Source organism: Citrobacter sp. Cpo090, from assembly GCF_030332665.1.
In the GTDB taxonomy this organism is placed as follows: domain Bacteria; phylum Pseudomonadota; class Gammaproteobacteria; order Enterobacterales; family Enterobacteriaceae; genus Citrobacter; species Citrobacter portucalensis.
The window spans coordinates 62,745-88,244 of record NZ_JAOWHK010000025.1 but is presented as its reverse complement, the minus strand read 5'-3'; the positions used below and the strand labels follow the sequence as shown (position 1 = coordinate 88,244).

27 protein-coding genes and 2 pseudogenes are annotated in these 25,500 nt (G+C 52.1%); 11 read left to right on the top strand and 18 right to left on the bottom strand.

Annotation, left to right across the window (positions count from 1 at the left end; translation table 11 throughout):
* The first annotated feature begins 45 nt into the window (after nt 1–45).
* Both OGY83_RS02960 and OGY83_RS02955 read left to right on the top strand, forming a co-directional pair.
* Complete coding sequence (locus OGY83_RS02960) at nt 46–411, top strand: hypothetical protein (protein ID WP_286635243.1); 366 nt, start codon at nt 46–48, stop codon at nt 409–411.
* A 366-nt stretch (nt 412–777) separates the two neighbouring features.
* A complete protein-coding gene (locus OGY83_RS02955; protein ID WP_191214409.1) occupies nt 778–1,254 on the top strand; it encodes an HK97 gp10 family phage protein in 477 nt (158 codons plus the stop codon).
* Here OGY83_RS02955 and OGY83_RS02950 read toward each other — a convergent pair.
* Together OGY83_RS02950 and OGY83_RS02945 are read right to left on the bottom strand one after the other, a co-directional pair.
* Nucleotides 1,221–1,513 (bottom strand): annotated as a pseudogene (locus tag OGY83_RS02950) (DUF2213 domain-containing protein); the annotation flags it as partial. The gene OGY83_RS02955 and the pseudogene OGY83_RS02950 overlap by 34 nt on opposite strands.
* Nucleotides 1,477–1,839, bottom strand: a complete 363-nt coding sequence (locus tag OGY83_RS02945; RefSeq protein ID WP_191214408.1) for a lysis system i-spanin subunit Rz — start codon at nt 1,837–1,839, stop codon at nt 1,477–1,479. The pseudogene OGY83_RS02950 and the gene OGY83_RS02945, both read right to left, overlap by 37 nt.
* A gap of 46 nt (nt 1,840–1,885) precedes the next feature.
* On the opposite strand from OGY83_RS02945, the pseudogene OGY83_RS02940 reads away from it, so the two are divergent.
* A pseudogene (locus OGY83_RS02940) lies at nt 1,886–2,344 on the top strand (tyrosine-type recombinase/integrase); the annotation flags it as partial.
* Between the two features lie 336 nt (nt 2,345–2,680).
* Here the strand turns inward: OGY83_RS02940 and OGY83_RS02935 are convergent.
* The 3 genes from OGY83_RS02935 to yobA are packed head-to-tail and all read right to left on the bottom strand — an operon-like array spanning nt 2,681 to nt 4,290.
* Nucleotides 2,681–3,019 (bottom strand): YebY family protein, encoded by a 339-nt coding sequence (locus tag OGY83_RS02935; protein ID WP_286635239.1) that lies wholly within the window; start codon nt 3,017–3,019, stop codon nt 2,681–2,683.
* A 20-nt stretch (nt 3,020–3,039) separates the two neighbouring features.
* Nucleotides 3,040–3,912 carry a copper homeostasis membrane protein CopD gene (gene copD / locus OGY83_RS02930; protein ID WP_079939898.1) on the bottom strand — a complete coding sequence of 291 codons (873 nt, stop codon included), beginning with the start codon at nt 3,910–3,912 and terminating at the stop codon, nt 3,040–3,042.
* A gap of 3 nt (nt 3,913–3,915) precedes the next feature.
* On the bottom strand, nt 3,916–4,290 hold the full coding sequence (gene yobA, locus OGY83_RS02925) for a CopC domain-containing protein YobA (protein WP_286635236.1): 375 nt from the start codon (nt 4,288–4,290) through the stop codon (nt 3,916–3,918).
* Between the two features lie 143 nt (nt 4,291–4,433).
* Between yobA and OGY83_RS02920 the strand changes: the two genes are divergently transcribed.
* From OGY83_RS02920 to exoX, 3 genes are all read left to right on the top strand, one after another.
* On the top strand, nt 4,434–4,664 hold the full coding sequence (locus OGY83_RS02920) for a DNA polymerase III subunit theta (RefSeq protein WP_003034925.1): 231 nt from the start codon (nt 4,434–4,436) through the stop codon (nt 4,662–4,664).
* A 106-nt stretch (nt 4,665–4,770) separates the two neighbouring features.
* Nucleotides 4,771–5,427, top strand: coding sequence for a carbon-nitrogen hydrolase family protein (locus OGY83_RS02915; protein WP_079939896.1), 657 nt, complete (start codon nt 4,771–4,773; stop codon nt 5,425–5,427).
* A gap of 23 nt (nt 5,428–5,450) precedes the next feature.
* A complete protein-coding gene (exoX, locus tag OGY83_RS02910) occupies nt 5,451–6,113 on the top strand; it encodes an exodeoxyribonuclease X (protein WP_191214405.1) in 663 nt (220 codons plus the stop codon).
* Here exoX and ptrB read toward each other — a convergent pair.
* The 4 genes from ptrB to yebG all read right to left on the bottom strand — a co-directional run bounded on the left by ptrB (nt 6,104) and on the right by yebG (nt 9,764).
* Nucleotides 6,104–8,158 carry an oligopeptidase B gene (ptrB, locus tag OGY83_RS02905; RefSeq protein WP_286635233.1) on the bottom strand — a complete coding sequence of 685 codons (2,055 nt, stop codon included), beginning with the start codon at nt 8,156–8,158 and terminating at the stop codon, nt 6,104–6,106. The two genes, exoX and ptrB, sit on opposite strands and share 10 nt — an antisense overlap.
* 86 nt (nt 8,159–8,244) lie before the next feature.
* A complete protein-coding gene (locus OGY83_RS02900; RefSeq protein ID WP_079939893.1) occupies nt 8,245–8,904 on the bottom strand; it encodes a tellurite resistance TerB family protein in 660 nt (219 codons plus the stop codon).
* A gap of 94 nt (nt 8,905–8,998) precedes the next feature.
* The gene (yebF, locus tag OGY83_RS02895; RefSeq protein WP_286635231.1) at nt 8,999–9,352 is read right to left on the bottom strand and encodes a protein YebF; all 354 of its coding nucleotides are present in this window, start codon (nt 9,350–9,352) and stop codon (nt 8,999–9,001) included.
* A 121-nt stretch (nt 9,353–9,473) separates the two neighbouring features.
* Nucleotides 9,474–9,764: a DNA damage-inducible protein YebG gene (gene yebG, locus OGY83_RS02890; RefSeq protein ID WP_003034906.1), complete on the bottom strand. Its 291-nt coding sequence runs from the start codon at nt 9,762–9,764 to the stop codon at nt 9,474–9,476.
* A gap of 132 nt (nt 9,765–9,896) precedes the next feature.
* On the opposite strand from yebG, the gene purT reads away from it, so the two are divergent.
* Nucleotides 9,897–11,075: a formate-dependent phosphoribosylglycinamide formyltransferase gene (purT, locus tag OGY83_RS02885; protein ID WP_286635229.1), complete on the top strand. Its 1,179-nt coding sequence runs from the start codon at nt 9,897–9,899 to the stop codon at nt 11,073–11,075.
* A gap of 67 nt (nt 11,076–11,142) precedes the next feature.
* Here the strand turns inward: purT and kdgA are convergent, their stop codons facing one another.
* From kdgA to zwf, 3 genes are all read right to left on the bottom strand, one after another.
* The gene (kdgA, locus tag OGY83_RS02880) at nt 11,143–11,784 is read right to left on the bottom strand and encodes a bifunctional 4-hydroxy-2-oxoglutarate aldolase/2-dehydro-3-deoxy-phosphogluconate aldolase (RefSeq protein ID WP_250672111.1); all 642 of its coding nucleotides are present in this window, start codon (nt 11,782–11,784) and stop codon (nt 11,143–11,145) included.
* Between the two features lie 34 nt (nt 11,785–11,818).
* A complete protein-coding gene (gene edd / locus OGY83_RS02875) occupies nt 11,819–13,630 on the bottom strand; it encodes a phosphogluconate dehydratase (protein ID WP_286635226.1) in 1,812 nt (603 codons plus the stop codon).
* A gap of 233 nt (nt 13,631–13,863) precedes the next feature.
* Nucleotides 13,864–15,339, bottom strand: coding sequence for a glucose-6-phosphate dehydrogenase (zwf, locus tag OGY83_RS02870; RefSeq protein ID WP_003833817.1), 1,476 nt, complete (start codon nt 15,337–15,339; stop codon nt 13,864–13,866).
* Between the two features lie 364 nt (nt 15,340–15,703).
* Here zwf and OGY83_RS02865 point away from each other — a divergent pair, with 364 nt between their 5' ends.
* The gene (locus OGY83_RS02865) at nt 15,704–16,573 is read left to right on the top strand and encodes a MurR/RpiR family transcriptional regulator (protein WP_003034893.1); all 870 of its coding nucleotides are present in this window, start codon (nt 15,704–15,706) and stop codon (nt 16,571–16,573) included.
* Between the two features lie 119 nt (nt 16,574–16,692).
* Nucleotides 16,693–18,135: a pyruvate kinase gene (gene pyk / locus OGY83_RS02860; RefSeq protein ID WP_003034890.1), complete on the top strand. Its 1,443-nt coding sequence runs from the start codon at nt 16,693–16,695 to the stop codon at nt 18,133–18,135.
* A gap of 46 nt (nt 18,136–18,181) precedes the next feature.
* On the opposite strand, the gene lpxM is transcribed toward pyk, so the two are convergent.
* The 3 genes from lpxM to znuA all read right to left on the bottom strand — a co-directional run bounded on the left by lpxM (nt 18,182) and on the right by znuA (nt 21,552).
* Nucleotides 18,182–19,153 carry a lauroyl-Kdo(2)-lipid IV(A) myristoyltransferase gene (gene lpxM, locus OGY83_RS02855; protein WP_286635225.1) on the bottom strand — a complete coding sequence of 324 codons (972 nt, stop codon included), beginning with the start codon at nt 19,151–19,153 and terminating at the stop codon, nt 18,182–18,184.
* A gap of 119 nt (nt 19,154–19,272) precedes the next feature.
* Nucleotides 19,273–20,592, bottom strand: a complete 1,320-nt coding sequence (mepM, locus tag OGY83_RS02850) for a murein DD-endopeptidase MepM (RefSeq protein WP_079939887.1) — start codon at nt 20,590–20,592, stop codon at nt 19,273–19,275.
* 15 nt (nt 20,593–20,607) lie between these two features.
* Nucleotides 20,608–21,552: a zinc ABC transporter substrate-binding protein ZnuA gene (gene znuA, locus OGY83_RS02845; protein WP_003844151.1), complete on the bottom strand. Its 945-nt coding sequence runs from the start codon at nt 21,550–21,552 to the stop codon at nt 20,608–20,610.
* A 78-nt stretch (nt 21,553–21,630) separates the two neighbouring features.
* On the opposite strand from znuA, the gene znuC reads away from it, so the two are divergent.
* Both znuC and znuB read left to right on the top strand, forming a co-directional pair.
* Nucleotides 21,631–22,386 carry a zinc ABC transporter ATP-binding protein ZnuC gene (gene znuC / locus OGY83_RS02840; RefSeq protein WP_003833829.1) on the top strand — a complete coding sequence of 252 codons (756 nt, stop codon included), beginning with the start codon at nt 21,631–21,633 and terminating at the stop codon, nt 22,384–22,386.
* Nucleotides 22,383–23,168, top strand: coding sequence for a zinc ABC transporter permease subunit ZnuB (gene znuB, locus OGY83_RS02835; protein WP_003034874.1), 786 nt, complete (start codon nt 22,383–22,385; stop codon nt 23,166–23,168). The genes znuC and znuB overlap by 4 nt, the downstream gene beginning before the upstream one ends.
* A gap of 78 nt (nt 23,169–23,246) precedes the next feature.
* Here the strand turns inward: znuB and ruvB are convergent, their stop codons facing one another.
* The 3 genes from ruvB to ruvC all read right to left on the bottom strand — a co-directional run bounded on the left by ruvB (nt 23,247) and on the right by ruvC (nt 25,479).
* Nucleotides 23,247–24,257: a Holliday junction branch migration DNA helicase RuvB gene (gene ruvB, locus OGY83_RS02830; RefSeq protein WP_003034872.1), complete on the bottom strand. Its 1,011-nt coding sequence runs from the start codon at nt 24,255–24,257 to the stop codon at nt 23,247–23,249.
* An 8-nt stretch (nt 24,258–24,265) separates the two neighbouring features.
* Nucleotides 24,266–24,877 (bottom strand): Holliday junction branch migration protein RuvA, encoded by a 612-nt coding sequence (gene ruvA / locus OGY83_RS02825; protein ID WP_043016727.1) that lies wholly within the window; start codon nt 24,875–24,877, stop codon nt 24,266–24,268.
* A gap of 80 nt (nt 24,878–24,957) precedes the next feature.
* Nucleotides 24,958–25,479 carry a crossover junction endodeoxyribonuclease RuvC gene (ruvC, locus tag OGY83_RS02820; RefSeq protein ID WP_003034867.1) on the bottom strand — a complete coding sequence of 174 codons (522 nt, stop codon included), beginning with the start codon at nt 25,477–25,479 and terminating at the stop codon, nt 24,958–24,960.
* Between the last annotated feature and the right edge of the window lie 21 nt (nt 25,480–25,500).

Sequence of the window (25,500 nt, the reverse complement as noted above, 5' to 3'; positions counted from 1 at the left end):
TGGCAGGTATGACGGTGCCGCTACCAGAGCTTTGAGGAGTGAGCGATGTCTAGCGTTGAGAACTGGTCTTACACTGCCACAACCACCATCTGGCGCAAACTGGAAGGCAATGACGAATACGGCGATTCTTTGGGCTATGCCGAACCTGAGCAAATCCTCTGTGATTATGAGGGCGGGCTCAGCAAGAAGTTAGCCAGCCTCAGCGCTGAAATCGTCGTGAAGAACACCATCTGGACGGAGTTTGCGCTGACCGCTGCGGGTGATTTCTTGCTGATTGGTGCGTCGACAGAACCCGACCCGGTTGTGGCGGGTGCTGATGAGGTGCGGCAGGTTATCCGCTACGCCGACACGTTCGAGCGCCAGGCGGATGATTACGCCATCCTGCCGGAATCTGACCTGCCTGTGCAATAATAGGGAAAATCATTAAATGGATTGAAAGGTCATGGGATTTCAATATTGGTTCACGGTGGGCGCAGTCTTTTTGGTTGGCCCAATCATTTGTCTACTGTCGTCGCGGTGTTTATACCAAAACCTTTAAAGGAACGAGCCGAAAGGAGTACATCCACAAGGATGACAAACCTATTGAATTCTGGTTCAGCATCATTTTTCACATGGTAATGGGCATGGCGATGATTGTTTTAGGTTTCTGGCTCCTGGAGGACATCCCTGTGGTTAACCATTGGTACACTTAAATCCGCGCAATGCTCCCTTTTTGATTCACCGTTAAATGACATCAAACCTCGCTCAGGCGGGGGTTTTTATTGCCTGGAGACAACCATGGGCATCAAAGTGAAAGGCATCAGCCAGGCGAAGATGCACTTGAACGATGTCATCAACGACGTTAAGAGGCGAAAGGTAATAGGCGCGCTGCAGTCGGCGATGATTCTTATCGGAGCCCGAGCGGCCTATTACACTCCGATCGACACTTCCACGCTGATCAACAGCCAGTTTAGGGAAATTGACGCTGGCGGTGTGCTAATCACTGGTCACATTGGTTACTCAGCCAACTATGCCGCGTACGTGCACGAAGCGTCAGGCAAGCTGAAAGGGCAGCCACGCGAGCACTTCGGGATCATCAGTAATCGTTTGTCAGTCGGCCCGCAGAAACCAAAAGAGTTCGGAGTCGGTGCTGGGATGGGCAACTACCGGGACCCTCATGGTGAGCCGCAATTCTTGATCACAGGTGCGAATGACGAGCGCGATAACGTTGACGCAGTACGCAGGATAGCGATGTGGTCGAACTGCATGTTGTGAGCGACCCAAGAGTATTTCTTGCCTTTCGACTCGCCAGCCTTTTGCTCTTTGTTAAGCAGCAGCCTTGTAGAGAGATGAATCGGCTCGGAACTTGTCCCTGCGATCATTTCATCGAGCCTGGCGATTAGGCGCTTACCATCGGATGGCCGAGCGGCATTAACTTGCGCTCCATAGTCTGGTAGCAATTGTTAATCTCCTCAGCCGGATACAGACTGCCATTCATCACGATGTCATCGACGATCGGAACCGCACCACGAATATACACTGCTGGCGGATATAGTCCTGCAGGTAGCCGACCTGCTTCGTCACTGTGACGATTAGCTCTCTAGCGCAACGCTGCAGATCATCAAACTGCTTTTTCGCATCAGCCAGTTCCCCGGTGTATTTAGTATCCAGCTCAGCGACATCGCGCTGGCGGGTCTGCATATCTTTGATAGTGGCGTTCGCTAGGCCTAGCTTCTCAGTGGTCTTATCACGCTGGTTTTTGTAGGTGATGGCGTTGTCGCGGTAGTAATTAACAGCCCAGCCAAGCGACACTATGATGCAGAAGACAACGGCAATGATGATTGCGGTTAGCCTGCTCATGATTTTGGCTCGTTTACCGCACCGCCAGCCTCTTTGAAATTGGCGTGTCACGGGGCAAAGAAGAGAGGACGTATCGTTGTTCAGATTCAGCGATATCAGGGATGGAAGGTTGTTTGTCACGCAGGAAAAGACAGGTCACAAATTGGCGTTGCCACTTGATTTGCGACTGGACTCTGCTGATTTGCTATTGCAGGATGTTATCGATCGTTGCAGGAAAAACAATCCGTCAGACTTCATGCTGTATTCAGCGGTGAGACGTGGCGGAAGGAAGCCCGGTCCGTTAACTCCAGACAGAATTACCCAGGCATTTTCTGATATCAGAGATTCTACAGAGTTAAAGTTTGGTCCCAACCCTCCTCCTTTCCATGAGATCAGGAGCTTGGCGAGCAGACTGTTTGAAAGGGAGCGCGGAGAGGATTTCGCACAGAGACTGCTGGGGCATAAAAATTTAACAATGACCAAAAAATACCTGGACGCACGCGGTGCAGAATATGTTATGGTTTAGACAGGATATGGAAATTTCGAGTAATTTTCGTGGGTTTTCGTGAAGGTACCGAAAAAACACAATGAAAACAAGCATATAAAAAGAGACCGAATACGATTCCTGTATTCGGTCCAGGGAAATGGCTCTTGGGAGAGAGCCGTGCGCTAAAAGTTGGCATTAATGCAGGCTAAGTTACCCTGCCATTTAAGAATAGATGACAGCGCCAGGTTTTCCAGTCCGCGACTAAAGTGGCCGGAAAAAAAGGACGTTTGTTACGCATCCAAACGCAAAAACCGCAAGTTCTCCTGCGAGATCCTTGCGGTTTTTTATTGGAAATCAGACTGCTACATCTGACAATTAGCAGAGCTTTTCTGCACGCTCTACAAACGGTGCCAGGCTCATTTTTTCGCCCGGTTTCGCCGGATCATTAATCTGGATAATCTCGATCGGCTTTGCCGTGGTTTTTCCGCTCTCCACCTGCTGTCTGGCAACATCATTCAACGGGTATTGCACCAGCGTACTGGGATTGATGACATACAGCGCGTTACCCGGACGGCAGGTCAGCATCACCTCTTCCCGATTAAATGCCCACTTATCTTTGCCAACCTCAAAACGGCTGACGGTAATGACCTGCGGCGCAGCCAGCGCGGCTCCGGAGCTTGCCAGGAGTAATAAAGAGATAATGATTTTTTTCATGCGTTTCGCCAGTCCATCAATCAGAAAGGTTCAAGGGTTGCAAACAGGCTGACAATCGCCAGCACAACGGCTCCTATACCCCATTCCAGCTTAGTCATCCAAATAAAATAGAGAGTCATGCCGCGGTTATCCTGCCGCATACGTGGTACCAGAACATACCGATTCACCAGCGCAATCGCCACCATTAGCATGACCAGGGCACCTTTTAACAAAAGCAGTCGCCCGTAAGCCATGTGCCAGGGAACAGAAAAACCGACAATAAACAGCGCATTCATAATACCGGTAAGTAAAACACCGATAACGAAAAGATGCCCATAGCGTGAGAAGCGCATCATGGTGCTGATGGCCTGTTCCCGCCAGCGACCTTGCGCCATTCGCATACAGTAAAGTACGGGAAGCAAACCACCGAACCAGGCGGCAGCGCATACCAAATGTAAGGCGTGGTTAACCTGCTGGATTGCGCCTGGGATACCGCTGTGCAGCGTCGCATGTCCGACGCCAGCCAGCAAAATAAACTGCGCAATTGTTAGCATTAACAGCAATCGCGGCATGCTGCGCGGCACCATGATGGTCACCACCAGCGTGACCAACGCGAGGATAATCTGCCATAACCAGACGCCGCCAAATTGCGTTTGCAATACGGCGAGCCAAACATCAGTAGAGACAACGTCCCGCCAGCCTGAGCCCATTAACCCACCCTGAATCGCCAGCATCAGCGCCGCGCTGATAAAGCTCCACGTCGCAGCATGCCGTTGCAGACGTAAAAAACGACGCATCATTAAACGACGAACCGAAACGGGTGCCAGCCATGCGCCGTAAAGCGCACAGCCAAACACCAGCATCAAAGTGGTAAAATGAATAAACCGTAGTGCGACCCAGGTAAATGCCAGCATTGGTTATTTCACGGTAAAGGTATATTGCCCCTTCGTCTTGTGACCATCCACGGATACAACGTGCCAGTCGACCGTATATTTTCCTGCTTCAAGCGTTTGAGCAAGCGGAACAATCAGTTGCGTATTGTCCTGCTCGCTGCGAGATGCCTTGCCCGTTTTGATCTGTTCTTTGTTAGGACCGGTCAGCGTTGCACCGCTGAATCCCGGCTCTACGCCTTCAGAAAAATTCAGCGTCAACGCCTGAGGAGATGCTGCAACTTCAGCGTTAGCCGCCGGACTTTGTTTTGTGAGGTGGGCATGCGCCAATGCCGCAGGTGTTGCCAGAACGCTGGCGAGTACGATGAGCGCGTTGCGAAGCATAGATGCAGATGAAGCCATTTCAACTATTCCTTTTTGTTATGTCTAACCTGTAGAGAATAACCTTCTACAATGGTCGAGTCGAGAATCATCATTTCTGTCTTGCCATTAACGCATACTCTTAGTAACTTTGCGCGCCGAAAGACAGAGAAAAGGAGAAGCCCATGAACATCAATCTGGCGAAACTTGAGCAAGCGGAAATGGATAAGGTCAATGTCGATCTGGCTGCGGCGGGAGTGGCATTTAAGGAGCGATACAATATGCCCGTTGTTGCCGAAGTTGTTGAACGCGAACAGCCAGAACATTTACGCGACTGGTTCCGCGAAAGACTCATCGCGCACCGCCTGGCATCCGTTTCGCTTTCACGTTTACCTTACGAGCCTAAAGTTAAATAAAACTTATATTACGTTACGATTCCTTACATGACGCCTGCTACAGTATAAGCATATTCTTAATCCACAAATTAAGGATGGTTGTAGGCACTATGAAAAGGAAATCATTATGTCATACTGGAAAATCGCAGCAGCACAATACGAACCTCTTCACACTTCAGTTACCGAACATGTCGCGCATCACCTGCAATTCATTCATGCGGCAGCTCAATGCCAATGCGAATTGTTGGTCTTCCCTTCCCTCTCATTGTTGGGTTGTGTTGATGAGAATGACGCGCTTCCTGCCCCACCCGACGAAGCGCTGTTAGAACCTCTCGCACATGCCGCCGCGACTTATCGCATGACGATAATTGCGGGACTATCGGTAGAACATAACAACCGGTTCGTGAAAGGCATTGCGCTTTTCTCCCCCTGGATGACTTCACCATTAACCTTCCATCAGAGCCACGGGGCCTGTATTGCCAGACAGCGAAATGCCATCAGCGTTGTAGATAGCCAACCGGAAGGAATTGATATCGACCCGGCTTATTCGCTGTTCACCAGCTGCCAGTCAGTCAGTGAACCGGAACTGCTCTCCTCCACATCTCGCCTACAAAGTTTCTCACATAAATTCGCCATCGCGGTGTTAATGGCCAATGCGCGAGGAAGCAGTGCGTTATGGGATGAGCGAGGACGATTGATTGTTCGCGCAGGTAGCGGTTCATTGCTGTTAACCGGCCAACGCACACCGCGGGGTTGGCAAGGTGATATCATTCCATTACGCTAGTCGTTTTGGGTCAGGAGCATGGCATGTTGCGCATAATAGATACAGAAACCTGTGGTCTACAGGGAGGCATTGTTGAAATTGCTTCTGTCGACGTGGTTGACGGAAAAATAGTCAATCCCATGAGCCACCTGGTACGCCCTGACCGCCCCATCAGCCCACAGGCAATGGCTATCCATCGCATTACTGAAGCAATGGTGGCCGATAAGCCGTGGATTGAAGACGTCATCCCGCAGTATTACGGCAGCGAGTGGTACGTGGCGCACAATGCCAGCTTTGACCGCCGCGTATTGCCCGACATGCCCGGGGAATGGATTTGCACTATGAAGCTCTCCCGTCGGTTGTGGCCGGGGATCAAATACAGCAACATGGCGTTGTATAAATCGCGCAAGCTGAGCGTCCAGACGCCAGCGGGTCTCCACCATCACCGCGCCCTGTACGACTGCTACATTACTGCGGCACTGCTGATCGACATCATGCAGACGTCAGGCTGGACAGCCGATCAAATGGCCGATATTACCGGCCGTCCCGCGTTACTCACTACTTTTACTTTTGGTAAGTACCGCGGAAAACCGGTATCAGAAGTGGCTGAACGCGATCCGGGCTACCTGCGCTGGTTATTTAATAACCTTGATAATATGAGCCCGGAACTGCGATTAACGCTAAAACACTATTTGGATCACGCCTGAGCAGGCAGTGTTCCCTGCGCCAGTCCAATCAAAAAAGCGTACTCAAGGGCCACGCCTTCGTAAGATTTATAACGCCCGGATTTGCCGCCGTGCCCGGAATCCATATCTGTGCAGAGTAACAGTAGTCGATCGTCCGTTTTCAGCTCACGCAGTTTTGCCACCCATTTTGCCGGTTCCCAGTATTGCACCTGGGAGTCGTGTAATCCCGTCGTGACCAGCAGATGCGGGTATGCCTGCGCGGTTACATTGTCATACGGACTGTAGCTTTTCATGTAAGCGTAATACTCTTCGTCCTGCGGATTACCCCACTCTTCAAACTCACCGGTCGTCAGAGGAATTGACTCATCCAGCATCGTAGTCACCACATCGACAAACGGTACCTGAGCGATAACACCATGAAAGAGTTCTGGGCGCTCATTAATGGCGACGCCCATTAACATGCCTCCTGCGCTTCCTCCCATGCCATAACATAACTCAGGCGCGCCATAGCCCATTTTTAGTAACGCATCACAGACGTCGAGGTAATCATTAAAGGTATTTTTCTTGTGCAGAAACTTACCGTCCTCGTACCACTGTTGTCCTAATTCACCACCGCCACGCACATGGGCGATGGCATAAACAAAGCCGCGATCCAGTAAGCTCAAACGGCTGCTGCTGAAATCGGCGTCCATGCTGGCGCCATATGAGCCATAGCCATAAACCAGTAACGGATTTTTACCTTTCAGGAAATACTTTTGATGATAAACCAGCGAAACCGGAACCTCGGTGCCATCACGTGCAGTTATCCATACGTGTTCGCTACGGTAATTCGCCGCTTCAAATCCGGGGACCTCCGTCTGCTTAAGTACACGACGTTCCCCGGTATCCATATCCAGTTCAAACAACGTGTCCGGGGTGGTCATTGAGGAATAGCCATAGCGCAGGCGCGATGTTTCCGGCTCTGGATTATAGGCAAGCCAGGTCACATACGCCGGATCGTCAAAGGCGATCCCGACCACTTCGCGCGTTTTACGATTTATCTGCCGCAGACTGGTTAAGCCCTGCTGACGCTCTTCTACCACCAGCCAGTCGGTGAATAGCGTAAAGCCCTCCAGCATCACGTTGTCGCGCGCAGGGATCAGCGTCTCCCAGGCTTGCTCATCACGAACGCGGGTACGGTACAGGCCGAAATTTTTCCCCTGACGGTTGGAGCGCAGATAAAAATTGTGTTGATAGTGATCGAGACTGTATTCGTGGTCTTTGCGTCGCGCTAAAAAGACCAACGGTTCGGCATCTGCCAGTTCTGCATCAAGCAACAAAACTTCACTGGTGGTCGCACTGGCGATATGAATAACCACATAGTGTAGCGAGGTGGTTTTATGCAGGCTGACATAAAACATATCATCGGCTTCTTCATACACCAGCTCATCCAGTGACGATGGCGAGCCGACTGTATGTCGCCAGACCTGATACGGCAATAACGTCGTTTCGTGCTTGCGCACGTAATAGAAAGTCTGAGAATCATTCGCCCAGACCAGATCCGCTTCGACGTTTTCCAGTACTTCCGGATACCAGTTGCCGCTTTGCAGGTTGCGAAAACGCACGCCATATTGCCGGCGAGAGAGATAATCTTCGGCCAGCGCCATGATGGTGTTATCCGGTGATATCGCCAGTCCTCCCAGCGTATAAAACTCGCTGTGTGCCGCGCGCTGGTTTCCATCCAATAGAGTATCCCAATCATCCCACTCTTCACTGAAGGCAGACTGACGCTGATAAATGGCATATTCGCACCCCGGTTGATAAATATACCGGTAGCGATAACCATTCTTCACATAGGGGGCTGATGTATCCTGAGGCGGGATACGGTCGATAATCTCTTTCAGGACGCGATCCTGCAAAGCCTGCTGCGAGGCCATAACCTGGCGGCCATACGCGTTTTCTTGTTGCAGATAATCCAGAACTTCTGGCTGCGAGCGGGTGTCATCTCGCAACCAGTAATAATTATCAACACGAGTATCGCCATGCTGCGTCATGGCGTGAGGAATACGAGAAGCTTTTGGTAGCATGTCATTGTTCTTTTGCTTAAACATCCTATAAGGGTGGCAAAAGACAGCAATGATGCAAGCGAAACATGCGCCTTAGCGGTAAGTAATTAACCCGGTAAAGCCTGTTTTTGTTCTTTGAGATCCTGTTCAATGCCTTCACGAACATCCTGCGGGATCTTTAATGCATCGCCCAGCGCATTGAGATAGCTACGCTCCATAAAGTGGTCGATATCAATCGCCGCACAGCTCAGGAAGTAAATTTCTAGCGCTTCTTCTTCGTTGCGGATGCCCTGCGCCAGGCGCTGAGGATCTAACGGTTGTTCAATGGCACGTTCAATCAGAACGCGGCCCTGCTCTTCCACACCCGCTTCACGGAGCTGCTGCTCAATGGCCGCTCGTTCTTTAGCATCAATATGACCGTCGCTTTTCGCCGCAAAAACCAGAGCCAGGATCAGACGCTCGGTTCGCTCATCCAGCGGCGAGCTTTGTACGCCGAACTGCGGCTCATCCTGATGCGCAGCGCGAACTTTATCCTTGTACTTATTCCATAACACGGTACCTGCAACCGCACCACCGCCCACCAGAAGCGCGCTAGTGCCGTATTTACTCAGTAACTTACGTGAAGATTTATTGGCAACCAGTAATCCTGCCAGACCGCCTAACGCGCCGGGAACCAAAAGTTTACTCAGCCCTTGTTCGCCAGAAGATGACGCGGAGGATCCTTTTTGCCCAAGAAGAGATTGTAGTTGATTCAGCCAATTAGCCATTTTGCCCCTCAAGTACAGACGAATAATCATCAAAGCGTACCCGAGGGGATGTCAGGAAGTGTTCAGGTCATCAAAAGATGTGCAAATACCTGCGTTACTGCGGCTGATACTCCGCCGTTCCGGCTTTGCAGTCGACTTTTACCTGATAGTGAATATCCGCGCTTTTACCACGAACCGTCAGGGGAACTGACCATTTCCCGTCTTTGCCCGTAATATCGGGCGTGCTAACCCAGGCGACAGGGTCGGCTTGCCCGACACGTTTTTGATCGTCAGCCCAGCGCGCGATGCGATTTTGCTGATAGTCACGTTTCACGCTTGCCGCAATACCGTCAGCATCCAGTCCTTCGCATTTGGGGAACTGAACATTCTTGCTTTCCATATTTGCCGCAAATACCGATACGCTGGCAGACAGTAACAGCAGGCTCAACAACGCTCTTTTTTTATACATCCTTTTCTCCTTAATCTCCCCTTCATCCTTCAGATTGCCTGCGGCAACGTGAAATAACGTCAGGGATTGCACAATGATTCAGGGAAAAGCATGGTACAAAACGTCAGGAGCGCAAGTTGTTTCAGGCAGCCTGAGTATCATCCCCAGCGTGCGCATCGTTTTCGACCGCCTGTGGCGAAGGCAGCTTGCCGTTTTTAAGAATGGCGCTCAGCACATCTTTTTGCTCAGCCAGCCACAGGGAAAGTGCTTCACGCTGCTCGTCTTCGAGCGCTACCGGCGATTGTTCCAGCCATGTGTCAAGCAGATCTGCTGTATCCAGCATTTTGTCATACGCATCGGCTTCCTTTTTGCTGGTAAACGACATTTTTTCCTCACCTTCCCGAATGACTACGTATTTAACTTCAACCGCCATTTTTGCAGCCTCTTAAATTACCTGTATTTATGTACAGTATATTCTTTTTAGGCCCTGAAATCAACCTGGTAATAAAGACAGACGCAAACGTTTTCGTATATACTGCGCCCAGATAAAACAGGGGATTAATTTATGACGTTATTAGGCACAGCGCTGCGTCCCGCAGCAACGCGAGTGATGTTATTAGGTTCAGGTGAACTGGGTAAAGAGGTGGCGATTGAATGCCAACGCCTGGGTGTGGAAGTCATTGCCGTGGATCGTTACCCCGACGCGCCAGCCATGCACGTTGCCCATCGCTCCTACGTAATTAACATGCTGGATGGCGAGGCATTACGCCAGCTTGTCGAGCGTGAAAAACCACATTATATCGTGCCGGAAATAGAGGCGATTGCCACGGATATGCTGGTCAAACTGGAACAGGAAGGCCAACACGTTGTGCCTTGCGCACGAGCGACTCAACTGACCATGAACCGTGAGGGAATTCGTCGCCTCGCCGCCGAAGAATTGTCTCTGCCGACCTCTTCTTACCGCTTTGCCGACAGCGAAGCCCGCTTTCGTGAGGCCGTCGCCGAAATCGGCTATCCCTGCATCGTCAAGCCGGTAATGAGTTCTTCCGGTAAGGGGCAGAGCTTTATTCGTTCAGCCGATCAGCTCACCGAGGCCTGGAACTATGCTCAACAGGGAGGCCGGGCAGGTGCCGGGCGCGTTATCGTCGAAGGCGTAGTAAATTTTGATTTTGAAATCACCCTGCTAACCGTCAGCGCCGTTGATGGCGTGCATTTCTGCGCGCCGGTAGGTCATCGCCAGGAAGATGGCGATTATCGCGAGTCCTGGCAGCCGCAGCAGATGAGTGAACTGGCGCTGGCGCGCGCGCAGGAGATTGCCCGCAAGGTGGTGCTGGCGCTGGGCGGTCACGGACTGTTTGGCGTGGAGCTGTTTGTCTGCGGTGATGAGGTCATTTTCAGCGAAGTCTCCCCTCGCCCTCACGACACGGGTATGGTGACCTTAATTTCGCAGGATCTGTCTGAGTTTGCCCTGCACGTTCGCGCATTTCTCGGTCTGCCCGTTGGTGAAATCCGCCAGTATGGACCGTCTGCTTCCGCCGTTATCCTGCCGCAACTTACCAGCCAGAATATCACGTTTGATAACGTGCAGGCCGCTGTAGGTGCGGGTATGCAAGTGCGTTTCTTTGGCAAGCCGGAAATCGAGGGGAGCCGTCGTCTGGGCGTTGTGCTGGCTACAGCACAGAGCATTGAAGATGCAGTGATACGCGCGAAAGACGCAGCCGCACAGGTGAAAGTCGCAGGATAAGAACCAGACCCGTAGGTCGGATAAAGCATTGCTGCCTTATCCGACCTACGGTTTACGCATTAACGGATTACTGCTTCGCGCCTTCTACTGCTTCACGAGCCAGTTTGGTAATACGATCGTAATCACCCGCTTCCAGTGCATCCGCCGGAACCAGCCAGGAACCACCGATGCACAGCACGCTTTTCAGTGCCAGGTAGTCGCGGTAGTTCGCCGGAGAGATCCCCCCGGTTGGGCAGAAACGCACCTGAGAGAACGGACCCGCAATTGCCTGCAGCGCTTTGGTACCACCATTTGCTTCAGCAGGGAAGAATTTGAACTCTTTCAAACCGTAGTCCATACCCAGCATCAGTTCAGACACGGTGCTGATACCAGGGATCAGCGGAATAGTGCCTTCCGTAGCGGCTTTCAGCAGCTGCTCGGTCAGACCCGGGCTGATAGCAAACTGTGCACCGGCTTCGGTAACTTCAGCCAGCTGTTGTGGATTCAGTACAGTACCTGCACCAACGATAGCGTCCGGAACTTCTTTTGCGATCGCGCGAATGGCATCCATCGCACATGCGGTACGTAAGGTCACTTCCAGAACGCGCACGCCGCCTGCAACCAGCGCTTTTGCCATCGGCACTGCGTGTTCCAGTTTATTAACCACGATAACCGGTACAACCGGGCCAGTGGTCAGGATTGCTTCTGCACTTGTCTTCCAGTTTTTCATCAGAGTTTTCTCTCGCCTGATTACAAAATAAGTCTTAAAAAGTGATACAGGTTGCGCCCTGTTCCGCACCGGACAGCTTTTCACGCAACGCGCTGAACATTTCACGGCCTGTGCCCACACGCGATGCGCTGAGATCAGGAATGTGAGGCTGACGAGAAGCAAGTTCCTCTTCATCAACCAGCAGCGTCAATTCACCTGTCTGTCCATTCACACGAATGATGTCGCCATCGCGTACTTTTGCCAGCAGCCCGCCATCGTAGGCTTCTGGAGTTACATGGATTGCTGAAGGCACTTTACCTGAAGCACCAGAAAGTCGTCCATCGGTAACTAACGCAATTTTGAAACAACGGTCCAATAATACACCAAGTGGCGGCATGAGTTTATGTAATTCTGGCATTCCGTTTGCTTTTGGTCCCTGATGGCGCACAACGACTACGCAATCACGGTCGAGCAGTCCCGCATCGAAGGCCGGCAATACATCATGCTGACTTTCAAAAACAACCGCGGGTGCTTCAATCACCTGATTTTCTACCGGAACCGCCGACGTTTTCATCACCGCACGGCCTAGGTTTCCACTCAACACTTTGGTGCCGCCGTGGTGGGAGAACGGTTGATCAAAGGTGGCAATCACGTTGCTATCCAGCGACTTCTCAGCCCCTTCACGCCAGTCCAGTTCACCCTCGTTGAGCCAGGGTTCCATGGTGTAACGCGATAAACCGAATCCAGCAACGGTATTCACATCTTCGTGCAGCAGACCCGCGTTCAGCAGTTCACGCATTAACACCGGCACGCCACCCGCCGCCTGGAAGTGGTTGATATCTGCCGGACCATTCGGGTACAGACGCGCCATCAGCGGCACGATATCGGACAGATCGGAGAAGTCATCCCAGTTAATCAGAATCCCGGCTGCGCGCGCCATCGCAACCAGGTGCATCGTATGGTTGGTTGAGCCCCCGGTCGCCAGCAGCGCAACAATACCGTTCACAACCACTTTTTCATCGATCATTTTACCGATCGGCATCCATTCATTGCCGTTGCCGGTCAGACGCGTTACCTGCCGAGCAGCCGCGGCGGTCAACGCTTCTCGCAGCGGCGCATCCGGGTGTACGAATGAGGAGCCTGGCAGTTGCATCCCCATAAACTCCACCACCATCTGGTTGGTGTTTGCCGTGCCATAGAACGTACAGGTCCCCGGTGCGTGATAAGACGCCGCTTCGGATTCAAGCAGCGCCATGCGATCGACTTTGCCTTCAGCATACAGCTGACGGATACGCACTTTTTCTTTGTTCGCCAGGCCACTCGCCATCGGGCCGGAGGGAATAAAGATCGAAGGCAGATGACCAAATGACAGTGCCGCCATCACCAGACCCGGGACAATTTTGTCGCACACGCCAAGGAATAACGCGCCGTCGAACATATTGTGTGAGAGGCCGACAGCAGCCGACATCGCAATCACTTCGCGACTCAGCAACGAAAGCTCCATCCCATCCTGTCCCTGGGTTACACCGTCGCACATCGCAGGAACACCGCCAGCAACCTGGCCTACCGCATTGGCTTCATGCAGCGCTTTACGAATGATGTCCGGATAATGTTCGTACGGCTGATGCGCGGAAAGCATGTCGTTATAGGAGGTAATGATCGCGATATTGTTACGCAGCATGCTTTTCAGCGAGGCCTTGTCATCCGGCTGGCAGGCAGCAAAACCATGCGCCAGGTTACCGCACGCCAGTTGTGAACGATGAACGGTAGTCGATTTCGCTTGTTCAATACGGGCAAGATAGGCGGAACGCGTGTCGCGAGAACGTTCGACAATACGTTTTGTTACGCGTAACAAATTCGGATTCATAGAGGCTCCTAAAATTTATCTGTCAGAGCGTTGGATCAACAATGTGTTTCAGTTGGGTTAAAAGCAGCTGAATCGCTTGTTAGCCGTAGCTCAGGGGCAAAATCGTTTCAGGCAGTGTAATAAAAAAAGCCCCGCGGGTGAATCCACGCGAGGCTTAAAAGTGCAAAAATTATTCTACAATCTGTGTTAGATCATGTTACCGGTAAAATAACACCTATGGGCTAGATGATATTTTACTCGAATTCGTTCCAGGAACGGCCATCACGGGTAATCATGGCCACAGAGGCAACTGGTCCCCAGGTCCCGGCCTGATACGGCTTCGGTGCGTCGTTGTCCATTGCCCAGGCTTCGGTAATAGAGTCGACCCACTTCCATGCTTCTTCAACTTCATCTCGACGCACAAACAGCGCCTGAATGCCGCGCATCGTTTCAAGCAGCAGGCGCTCATAAGCGTCGGCCAGATGCGTTTGGTTGAAGGTTTCGGAGTAGCTCAGATCAAGTTTGGTAATTTGCAGGTTATGCTTGTGATCCAGCCCCGGCACTTTGTTGAGTACCTGGATATCGACACCTTCATCAGGCTGCAAACGGATGGTCAACTTGTTCTGTGGCAGATCCTGCCAGGACTCTCTGAACAGATTCAGCTCAGGTGTTTTGAAGTAAACCACCACTTCAGAGCACTTGGTCGGTAAACGTTTACCGGTACGCAGGTAGAACGGTACGCCCGCCCAGCGCCAGTTATCGATATCCACACGGATCGCCACAAACGTTTCCGTGTTGCTGCTCTTGTTCGCGCCTTCTTCTTCCAGGTATCCCGGAACTTTTTTGCCCTGGGCAAAACCGGCGGTGTACTGACCACGAACTGTCTTTTCACGTACGTTCGAACGATCGATGCGACGCAGTGATTTCAGTACTTTCACTTTTTCATCACGGATGCTGTCGGCGCTCAGATCGGACGGCGGAGACATCGCGATCATGCACAGGATCTGCAGCAGGTGGTTCTGGATCATGTCGCGCATTTGACCGGCCTGGTCAAAGTAGCCCCAGCGCCCTTCAATGCCCACTTCTTCGGCCACGGTAATTTCTACGTGGTCGATAGTGCGGTTATCCCAGTTATTCACAAACAGGGAGTTGGCAAAACGCAGTGCCAACAGGTTCAGTACCGTCTCTTTGCCGAGATAGTGGTCAATGCGGTAAACCTGACACTCTTCGAAATACTCGCCAACCTGATCGTTGATTTCACGGGATGTTGCCAGTGACGTTCCCAGCGGTTTTTCCATCACCACACGGGCAGGCTTAGCATTCAGCTTTGCTTCACCCAGACCTTTGCAGATCGCGCCAAAGGTGCTCGGCGGCATTGCGAAATAGTTGATGGTGGTACGCGATTTTTGATCCAGCATTTTGCCCAGACGTTTAAACGCGGCGGTGTCGTTGACGTCCAGGTTACAAAACTCAAGACGACCGCTGAGGGTTTCCCACAAGCTTTCATCAATTTTTTCTTTCATGAAGGTTTCGAGCGCTTCGCGCACAACCTTGGTATAGGCTGCTTTGTCCCAGTCGGCACGCCCAACCCCAATGATGCGGGTATCCGGGTTAATCTGGCCGGCCTTTTCCAGTTGATACAGGGAAGGCAGCAATTTCCGTCGCGCCAGGTCGCCCTTCGCGCCGAAAATGACCAGATCACATGCCTGGGCTGTTTGCGTTACCGCCATGTCATTCTCCTCAATTAAGTGCCTGGTGCTTTTGCCAGACACTGGTTGTAATTTTATTACAGTGCACTGTACTGCTTTTACGTGAATCCGGAAACCGTAAACGCTTATCCAGCCGTGCTGTTACCGCGAACAGCCGCTTTATTGGCGTATAACCCATCAAAATGGATAAAAAAGTCGTCTTTTTCGTACCCATGAAGAAGTATGAAAATCCGACTCCGATCATGTAATGAAAAAAAACAACAACTATTCTGTCCATTTTGCCCCGTTACTGCACTAGCAAGGGTACTATCTACCAGAGTTACCGCTCGATTTCCCCTTATCGTTGAAATCGTTTTTGCCCATGACCCATGAGTCTACCTACATCATGAATATGCTGGAAAAAATCCAGTTAAAACTGGAACATTTGAGCAAGTCAGAGCGTAAAGTCGCCGACATTATTCTTGCCTCTCCCGAGCGGGCAATTCACTCAAGCATCGCCGCACTTGCTGTAGAAGCCAACGTAAGTGAACCGACGGTGAACCGTTTCTGTCGTAGCATGGATACGCGCGGCTTCCCTGATTTTAAACTGCATCTGGCACAAAGTCTGGCAAATGGTACCCCTTATGTTAATCGCAATGTGGATGAGGATGACAGCGTAGAATCTTATACGGGGAAAATCTTCGAATCGGCAATGGCAAGCCTTGACCACGTTCGCCAGTCGCTGGATAACGCGGCAGTAAACCGGGCGGTAGACTTGTTAACCCAGGCGAAGAAAATCGCCTTCTTTGGTTTAGGTTCTTCCGCCGCGGTAGCGCACGACGCGATGAACAAATTTTTCCGCTTTAACGTACCGGTAATCTATTCCGACGACATTGTCCTGCAACGAATGAGTTGTATGAATTGTAGCGACGACGACGTCATTGTGCTTATTTCTCATACCGGAAGAACCAAAAGTCTGGTTGAACTGGCGCAGTTAGCAAGGGAAAACGACGCTATGGTTATCGCCCTCACCTCTCCCGGCACGCCACTGGCGCGTGAAGCCACGCTGGCTATTACCCTCGATGTACCGGAAGATACTGACATTTATATGCCCATGGTCTCTCGACTTGCTCAACTGACCGTGATAGATGTGCTGGCTACAGGATTTACTTTGCGCCGAGGGGCAAAATTTAGAGATAACTTGAAGCGTGTCAAGGAAGCGCTCAAGGAATCGCGTTTTGATAAAGAATTACTCATCAAGAGTGATGACCGCTAAAAGCAATAACAATGTTCTACCCTTTTATCATCCGGGTCGTTCATTTTACCGTTAATGTTTGAGAACGGCCGGATTAATGTTCACGCAACACCTAGTTGTTTCAGTCAACGGAGTATTACATGTCCAGAAGGCTTCGCAGAACCAAAATCGTTACCACGTTAGGCCCGGCAACTGACCGCGATAACAACCTTGAGAAGATTATCGCCGCGGGTGCGAACGTAGTACGTATGAACTTTTCCCACGGCTCTCCAGAAGATCACAAACTGCGGGCGGATAAGGTCCGTGAAATTGCCGCAAAACTGGGACGTCATGTAGCTATTTTGGGTGACCTGCAGGGACCTAAAATCCGCGTATCCACCTTTAAAGAAGGTAAAGTTTTTCTTAATGTTGGCGACAAGTTCCTGTTAGACGCCAACCTCGGTAAAGGCGAAGGCGACAAAGAAAAAGTCGGCATTGATTATAAGGGTCTGCCTGCAGACGTTGTGCCTGGCGATATCCTGCTGCTCGACGACGGTCGCGTACAGCTTAAAGTGCTGGAAGTTCAGGGCATGAAAGTCTTCACCGAAGTCACTGTCGGTGGCCCGCTGTCCAATAACAAGGGCATCAACAAACTGGGCGGCGGTCTCTCTGCTGAAGCCCTGACCGAAAAAGACAAAGCCGACATCATTACCGCAGCGCAAATCAGCGTTGACTATTTGGCTGTCTCCTTCCCGCGCTGCGGCGAAGATCTAAACTATGCCCGCCGTCTGGCGCGCGACGCCGGTTGCGATGCGAAAATTGTCGCCAAGGTAGAACGTGCAGAAGCCGTCTGCGACCAGAATGCGATGGATGACATCATCCTGGCTTCTGACGTAGTCATGGTAGCCCGTGGCGACCTGGGTGTTGAAATCGGTGACCCTGAGCTGGTGGGTATTCAGAAAGCGTTGATTCGCCGTGCGCGTCAGCTGAACCGTGCGGTCATCACCGCCACGCAGATGATGGAGTCGATGATCACCAACCCAATGCCGACCCGTGCGGAAGTAATGGACGTGGCTAACGCCGTCCTCGACGGCACCGATGCCGTGATGCTCTCTGCCGAAACAGCAGCAGGTCAGTACCCGGCGGAAACCGTCGCAGCAATGGCGCGCGTTTGCCTGGGTGCAGAGAAGATCCCAAGCATCAACGTCTCTAAACACCGCCTTGACGTGCAGTTTGATAACGTTGAAGAAGCGATTGCCATGTCAGCGATGTATGCCGCTAACCACCTGAAAGGGGTTACCGCTATTATCGCTATGACGGAGTCCGGTCGTACTGCGCTGATGACTTCTCGTATCAGTTCCGGCCTGCCAATTTTCGCGATGTCTCGTCATGAACGTACGCTGAATCTGACCTCTCTGTATCGCGGCGTCACTCCGGTACACTTTGACAGCGAAACAGATGGCGTCGTTGCCGCCAATGAAGCAGTGAACCTGCTGCGCGATAAAGGCTATCTGGTTTCCGGCGACCTGGTGATTGTGACACAGGGCGATGTGATGAGCACCATTGGCTCAACTAACACCACGCGTATCCTGACCGTCGAGTAACACCAGAGTTTGATGTAAAAAAGCCTCTCGTTTGAGAGGCTTTTTTTTATTTCTTCGGATAGAGATCTTTGCGCTTATAGGGCTCAATCTCGCCGGGTTTACGCGTCTTAAGCAATTTCAGTATCCAGGTGTATTGTTCGACATGAGGCGTGACAAAAATCTCCACCTCTTCGTTCATTCGTCTGGCAATGGTGTGGTCATCCGCTGTCAGGATGTCATCCATCGGAGGACGGACCTTAATCGTCAGGCGGTGCGTTTTTCCGTCATACACCGGAAACAGCGGCACTACTCGCGCATGGCAAACCTTCATCAGGCGACCAATTGCCGGTAACGTGGCTTTATAGGTAGCAAAAAAATCGACAAACTCGCTGTGCTCAGGCCCATGGTCCTGATCCGGCAGGTAGTATCCCCAATATCCCTGACGTACAGACTGAATAAACGGTTTGATGCCATCATTACGCGCATGCAAACGACCACCGAAGCGACGGCGTACCTTGTTCCAGACGTAATCAAACACCGGGTTTCCCTGATTGTGGAACATCGCAGCCATTTTCTGTCCCTGGGAAGCCATCAGCATCGCCGGGATATCTACGCCCCAACCATGTGGAACGAGAAAAATCACTTTTTCATCGTTACGGCGCATCTCTTCGATGATTTCAAGGCCCTGCCAGTCAACCCGATTCTGAATTTTCTCCGGACCGCGTAGGGCCAGCTCCGCCATCATGACCATCGCCTGAGGGGCTGTCGCGAACATCTCATCGACAATGGCTTCGCGCTCAGCTTCGCTGCGTTCTGGAAAACAAAGGGATAAATTGATCAGTGCTCTGCGACGTGAGCTTTTTCCCAAGCGTCCAGCCATCCGTCCGAGCTTTGCCAGAATAGGATCGCGAAACGACGCAGGCGTTAACGCAATCCCAGCTATCGCCGCTACACCCAGCCAGGCGCCCCAGTAGCGCGGATGGCGAAATGATTTATGAAACTCAGGGATATACTCAATATTCTTTTTTTTCGTTTCCATGCTCTTCCAGTGTCTGGTGCCGCGAAAAGTAAATCTGCTGATAGTGTAGCGGCGCACCGTGCGCCGTACAAAATAAAAAAGCCGGCACGCATCGCGTACCGGCTTTATCAGTGTGCTAATTAATCAAAACGTAGCTGAGGCATAACTTCTTTCACCTGCGCCAGATAATCGGTGCGATCCGAGCCGGTCAGACCTTCTGTGCGCGGCAGTTTCGCCGTCAGAGGGTTCACGGCCTGCTGGTTGATCCACACTTCGTAGTGCAGATGTGGACCGGTTGAACGCCCGGTGTTACCTGACAGCGCGATACGATCGCCACGTTTCACTTTTTGACCAGGTTTGACCAACAGCTTACGCAGGTGCATATAGCGGGTGGTGTAGGTGCGACCATGACGTACCGCAACATAGTATCCGGCGGCGCCGCTACGCTTCGCTACAACCACTTCACCATCGCCCACCGACAGTACCGGCGTCCCCTGCGGCATCGCAAAGTCGACACCTTTGTGCGGCGCTACGCGTCCAGTCACCGGATTCAGGCGACGCGGGTTAAAGTTCGAGGAGATACGGAACTGTTTCGCCGTCGGGAAACGCATGAAGCCTTTTGCCAGCCCGGTACCGTTACGGTCATAAAACTTACCGTCTTCAGCACGAATGGCGTAATAGTCTTTGCCTTCAGAACGTAAACGCACGCCCAGCAGTTGGCTTTGCTCGCGCTTACCGTCCAGCATTTCGCGAGACATCAGCACCGAGAACTCATCGCCTTTTTTCAGTTTGCGGAAATCCATCTGCCACTGCATGGCTTTAATCACCGCGCTGATTTCAGAGCTGGTCAGTCCGGCCTCTTTGGCGCTGGCGACGAAGCTTCCGCCCACAGTGCCTTTGATACGGCTGTTAACCCAATCGCCCTGCTGCATTTCGCTGCTCATTTTGAAACCTGTCGCAGTACGATCGTAAGTACGGGTTTCACGGCGGGACACTTCCCAGGTCAGACGCTGCAGGTCACCTTCCGCACTTAAGGTCCACGAAAGCTGCTGACCAATTTTCAGATTACGCAGTTCTTTATCGGAAGCAGCGAGCCGACTGATGTCGCCCATATCGATGCCGTACTGATTCAGAATGCTGCTCAGCGTATCGCCCGTGGAGACGACATACTCATGCACGCCAGCTTCACCAGACGTTTTGTCATCCAGTTCATCCTGCGGAATGGCTTCGTCTTCCTGCGCGGCCTGATCGATAGGTTCACTGGCCTCAGGCAACAGTGAGCGAATCTCGCTTTTTTCCAGCTCAATAGTTTTAACGATGGGTGCAGAATCAGGATGGTAAACATAAGGCCGCCAGACGGCGACGGCCAATGTCAGTACGGTAAGCGACCCCAGCATAACGCGATGGGGTCGCGGCAGATTATTAAATGCCAGAGCGACAGAGCGGGCTATCTGTTGCACGTATTCACTTCCTCATTAATCTCCTTTCAGGCAGCTCGCATACTGGTTGGCTAATTGGTTCAAAAACGCTGAATAGCTTGTTTTACCCAGTTTGATATTCGTTCCGAGCGGATCCAACGTTCCCATTCGAACGGATGTCCCTCTCGCGACGGCTTCAACGACCGCTGGCCTGAACTGTGGCTCAGCAAAAACGCAGGTTGCTTTTTGCTCAACCAACTGTGTTCTTATTTCATGTAAACGCTGCGCACCAGGTTGAATCTCAGGGTTCACGGTAAAGTGACCAAGCGGTGTTAGTCCGTAGTGTTTTTCGTAGTAGCCATAGGCGTCATGAAAAACGAAATAACCTTTTCCCTTGAGCGGTGCGAGCTCGTTACCTACCTGCTTATCGGTTGCGGCTAATTGTGCCTCAAAATCCTTCAGGTTGGCGTCAAGTTTGGCTCGACTTTGCGGCATAAGTTCCACTAATTTTTCATGGATTGCAACCGCTGAGGCCCGCGCTATCTCTGGGGAAAGCCAAAGATGCATGTTGTAATCGCCATGATGGTGATGCTCGTCACTTTTTTCACTGCCAGCATCATTGTGTCCATGATCGTCATCGTCGTCATCAGCACCTTTCATGAGTAACGGTTTCACGTCATTAAGCTGCGCAATCGTTACCTGTTTCGCGTTAGGAATATTCTTGACTGATTTTTCCATGAACGCTTCCATCTCAGGTCCAATCCAAACAACTAAGTCCGCGCCCTGTAAGCGTTTTACGTCTGATGGACGCAGTGAGTAGTCGTGTTCTGAAGCCCCGTCAGGCAGTAGAACCTCAGTGTCTGTTACCCCGTCTGCAATGGCTGAAGCAATAAATCCCAGCGGCTTGAGCGAGGCCACCACAGCGGCATTTGCTGCCTGTGTTGCACTACCCCAAAGAGCAGCGGATAATGCTGCGAAAAGAAGCGTATTTTTATGTAACATAATGCGACCAATCATCGTAATGAATGTAAGAAATGTGATATTATAACATTCTATAACTTCTGCAAGACTAAAATTGAAATGACGACTTTGGTTTCACTGGAAAATGTCTCGGTCTCTTATGGTCAACGCCGCGTCCTGTCTGACGTATCGCTTGAACTTCGACCCGGTAAAATTTTAACGCTTCTCGGCCCCAATGGTGCCGGGAAGTCTACGTTGGTGCGCGTTGTATTAGGACTGGTAGCGGCTGATGAGGGAGTTATCAAGCGTAATGGTCAATTGCGGATTGGCTATGTACCGCAAAAACTGTACCTCGATACTACGCTTCCGCTGACGGTAAGTCGGTTTATGCGCTTACGTCCCGGCACCAAAAAAGAGGATATCCTTCCGGCACTGAAGCGCGTTCAGGCCGGGCATCTGATGGATGCGCCGATGCAAAAGCTCTCTGGCGGGGAAACGCAACGCGTCCTGTTGGCGCGTGCTTTATTGAATAAACCCCAGCTACTGGTGCTTGATGAACCAACCCAGGGCGTGGATGTCAATGGGCAGGTCGCACTGTACGACCTTATCGACCAGTTGCGACGTGAACTGGATTGCGCCGTACTGATGGTTTCCCATGACCTGCATTTGGTGATGGCCAAAACCGATGAGGTACTGTGCCTGAACCATCATATTTGCTGTTCCGGTGCGCCGGAAGTGGTTTCTATGCACCCGGAATTCATCTCAATGTTCGGGCAACGCGGCGCTGAACAACTCGGAATTTACCGTCATAATCACAATCACCGCCACGATTTACAGGGTCGTATCGTCTTACGCCGGGGAAATGGTCACTCATGATTGAATTGTTATTACCCGGCTGGTTAGCCGGGATCATGCTGGCCTGTGCCGCTGGCCCACTCGGCTCGTTTGTAGTCTGGCGTCGGATGTCATATTTCGGTGATACGCTGGCCCATGCTTCGCTGCTGGGGGTTGCCTTTGGCCTGCTGCTGGATGTAAATCCTTTCTATGCGGTTATCGCCGTCACCCTGTTGCTGGCTGGCGGTCTGGTATGGCTGGAGAAGCGCCCTCACCTCGCGATCGATACTTTACTGGGCATTATGGCGCACAGCGCGTTGTCATTGGGGCTGGTTGTTGTCAGCCTGATGTCCAACATCCGTGTGGATCTGATGGCTTACCTGTTTGGTGATTTGCTCGCCGTGACGCCAGAAGATCTTATCTCCATCGCCATTGGCGTGGTTATTGTTCTGGCGATTCTGTTCTGGCAGTGGCGCAACCTGCTGTCGATGACCATCAGTCCGGATCTGGCATTTGTCGATGGCGTGAAGCTGCAACGCGTGAAGCTGCTGCTGATGCTGGTTACGGCGTTAACGATTGGCGTGGCGATGAAGTTTGTCGGGGCGCTGATTATCACCTCACTGCTTATCATCCCTGCGGCGACCGCCCGCCGCTTTGCCCGTACGCCGGAACAGATGGCAGGGGTTGCCGTTGGTGTGGGAATGATAGCAGTTACAGGCGGGCTGACCTTCTCGGCCTTCTATGACACGCCAGCGGGTCCTTCCGTGGTGCTGTGCGCCGCGCTGCTGTTTATTTTCAGCATGATGAAAAAGCAAGCGAGCTAGGCATGCGTTGCCCGGTGGCGCTGCGCTTACCGGGCCTACAAAATCGCCCAGGCCTGATGAGCGTAGCGACATCAGGCACTAAGGCATTTGTGGCGGAGTAATGCCAAAATGGTTCCAGGCGCGCACGGTTGCCATTCTTCCGCGCGGCGTACGCTGCAGAAAACCTTGCTGAATCAGATACGGCTCCAGCACGTCCTCAATGGTTTCACGCTCTTCCCCGATCGCCGCCGCCAGGTTATCCAGCCCTACCGGTCCGCCGAAGAATTTATCGATAACCGCCAGCAGCAGCTTACGGTCCATATAATCGAACCCTTCCGCATCCACATTGAGCATATCCAGCGCCTGGGCAGCAATATCAGCCGAAATCGTGCCGTCATGCTTCACTTCAGCGAAATCGCGTACCCGGCGTAATAAACGGTTGGCGATACGCGGCGTACCGCGGGCCCGACGCGCCACTTCCAGTGCGCCTTCATCGCTCATTTCCAGGCCCATAAAGCGTGCGCTACGCCCAACAATGTGCTGCAGGTCAGCCACCTGATAGAACTCCAGACGCTGCACAATACCAAAACGGTCACGCAGCGGAGAGGTTAATGACCCGGCGCGCGTCGTCGCCCCGATTAGCGTGAACGGCGGCAGATCGATCTTAATCGAACGTGCAGCCGGCCCTTCACCAATCATGATGTCCAACTGATAATCTTCCATCGCCGGATACAGCACCTCTTCCACCACCGGTGATAAACGATGGATTTCATCGATAAACAGCACATCGTGGGGTTCAAGGTTGGTAAGCATTGCCGCCAGGTCACCCGCTTTTTCCAGTACCGGACCGGACGTGGTGCGCAGATTAACGCCCATTTCATTGGCGACAATATTGGCAAGCGTGGTTTTACCAAGGCCAGGAGGACCGAAAATCAGCAGGTGATCGAGAGCGTCACCGCGCAGCTTCGCCGCCTGGATAAAAATCTCCATTTGCGAGCGGACCTGAGGCTGGCCAATATACTCTTCCAGCAATTTTGGGCGGATCGCACGATCCACCAAATCTTCAGGGGTCGTGCTGACAGCCGAAATCAGGCGATCTGCTTCAATCATCCTTTACCTCACAATGCCGCGCGAAGCGCTTCACGAATCAGGGTTTCACTGCTGGCATCAGGGCGGGCAATTTTGCTCACCATGCGGCTGGCTTCCTGTGGTTTATAGCCCAACGCCACCAGCGCAGCAACCGCTTCCTGCTCGGCGTCGTCCGTTGTCGGGCTTGCCGGAGAAGTCAGGACCAGATCTGCCGCTGGTGTAAAGAGATCGCCATGCAAACCTTTAAAGCGGTCTTTCATTTCAACAATCAGGCGTTCTGCGGTTTTCTTACCAATACCCGGTAATTTCACCAGCGCGCCCAGCTCTTCGCGCTCAACGGCATTAACGAACTGCTGCGCAGACATACCGGAGAGGATCGCCAGTGCCAGCTTCGGTCCCACGCCATTGGTTTTGATTAACTCTTTAAACAGCGTGCGTTCTTGCTTGTTGTTAAAGCCATACAATAGCTGAGCATCTTCTCGCACCACAAAATGGGTGAAGATAATCGCTTCTTGTCCGGCTTCCGGCAACTCGTAGAAACAGGTCATCGGCATATGCACTTCATAGCCTACCCCGCCCGTTTCCAGAAGGACCAGCGGGGGTTGTTTTTCAAGAATGATGCCTCTGAGTCTGCCTATCACGTGACGCTCCTGCGTTAAGGGCTAAAAGGTAATGCGCTATCATAAAAAAAGGCTGGATAGATATCCAGCCTCATTTGTCACTAACGTAATCGACCTCGCGCCAAATTCAGCCTCGACTCGCTCATTTGCATGGCGTTCTGACTGACATGGCAGTGGGTAATGGCAATCGCCAGCGCATCCGCGGCATCCGCTTGCGGATTCGCCGGGAGTTTTAGCAACGTGCGAACCATATGCTGGACCTGGCTTTTTTCCGCGCTACCGATCCCCACCACGGTCTGTTTCACCTGGCGGGCCGCATATTCAAAGACAGGAAGATCCTGATTGGTCGCCGCAACGATTGCCACGCCGCGTGCCTGTCCCAGCTTTAGCGCCGAGTCGGCGTTCTTCGCCATAAAGACCTGCTCAATGGCAAAATAGTCCGGCTGGAACTGGGTGATGATTTCCGTCACGCCCGCGTAAATCAACTTCAGACGTGACGGGAGATCGTCAACTTTGGTACGAATGCAGCCGCTGCCGAGGTAGGTCAGCTGTCTGCCGACCTGACGGATTACGCCATAACCGGTGATGCGCGACCCCGGGTCAATGCCGAGAATAATAGACATCACGCACCTCCTGTCAGGTTG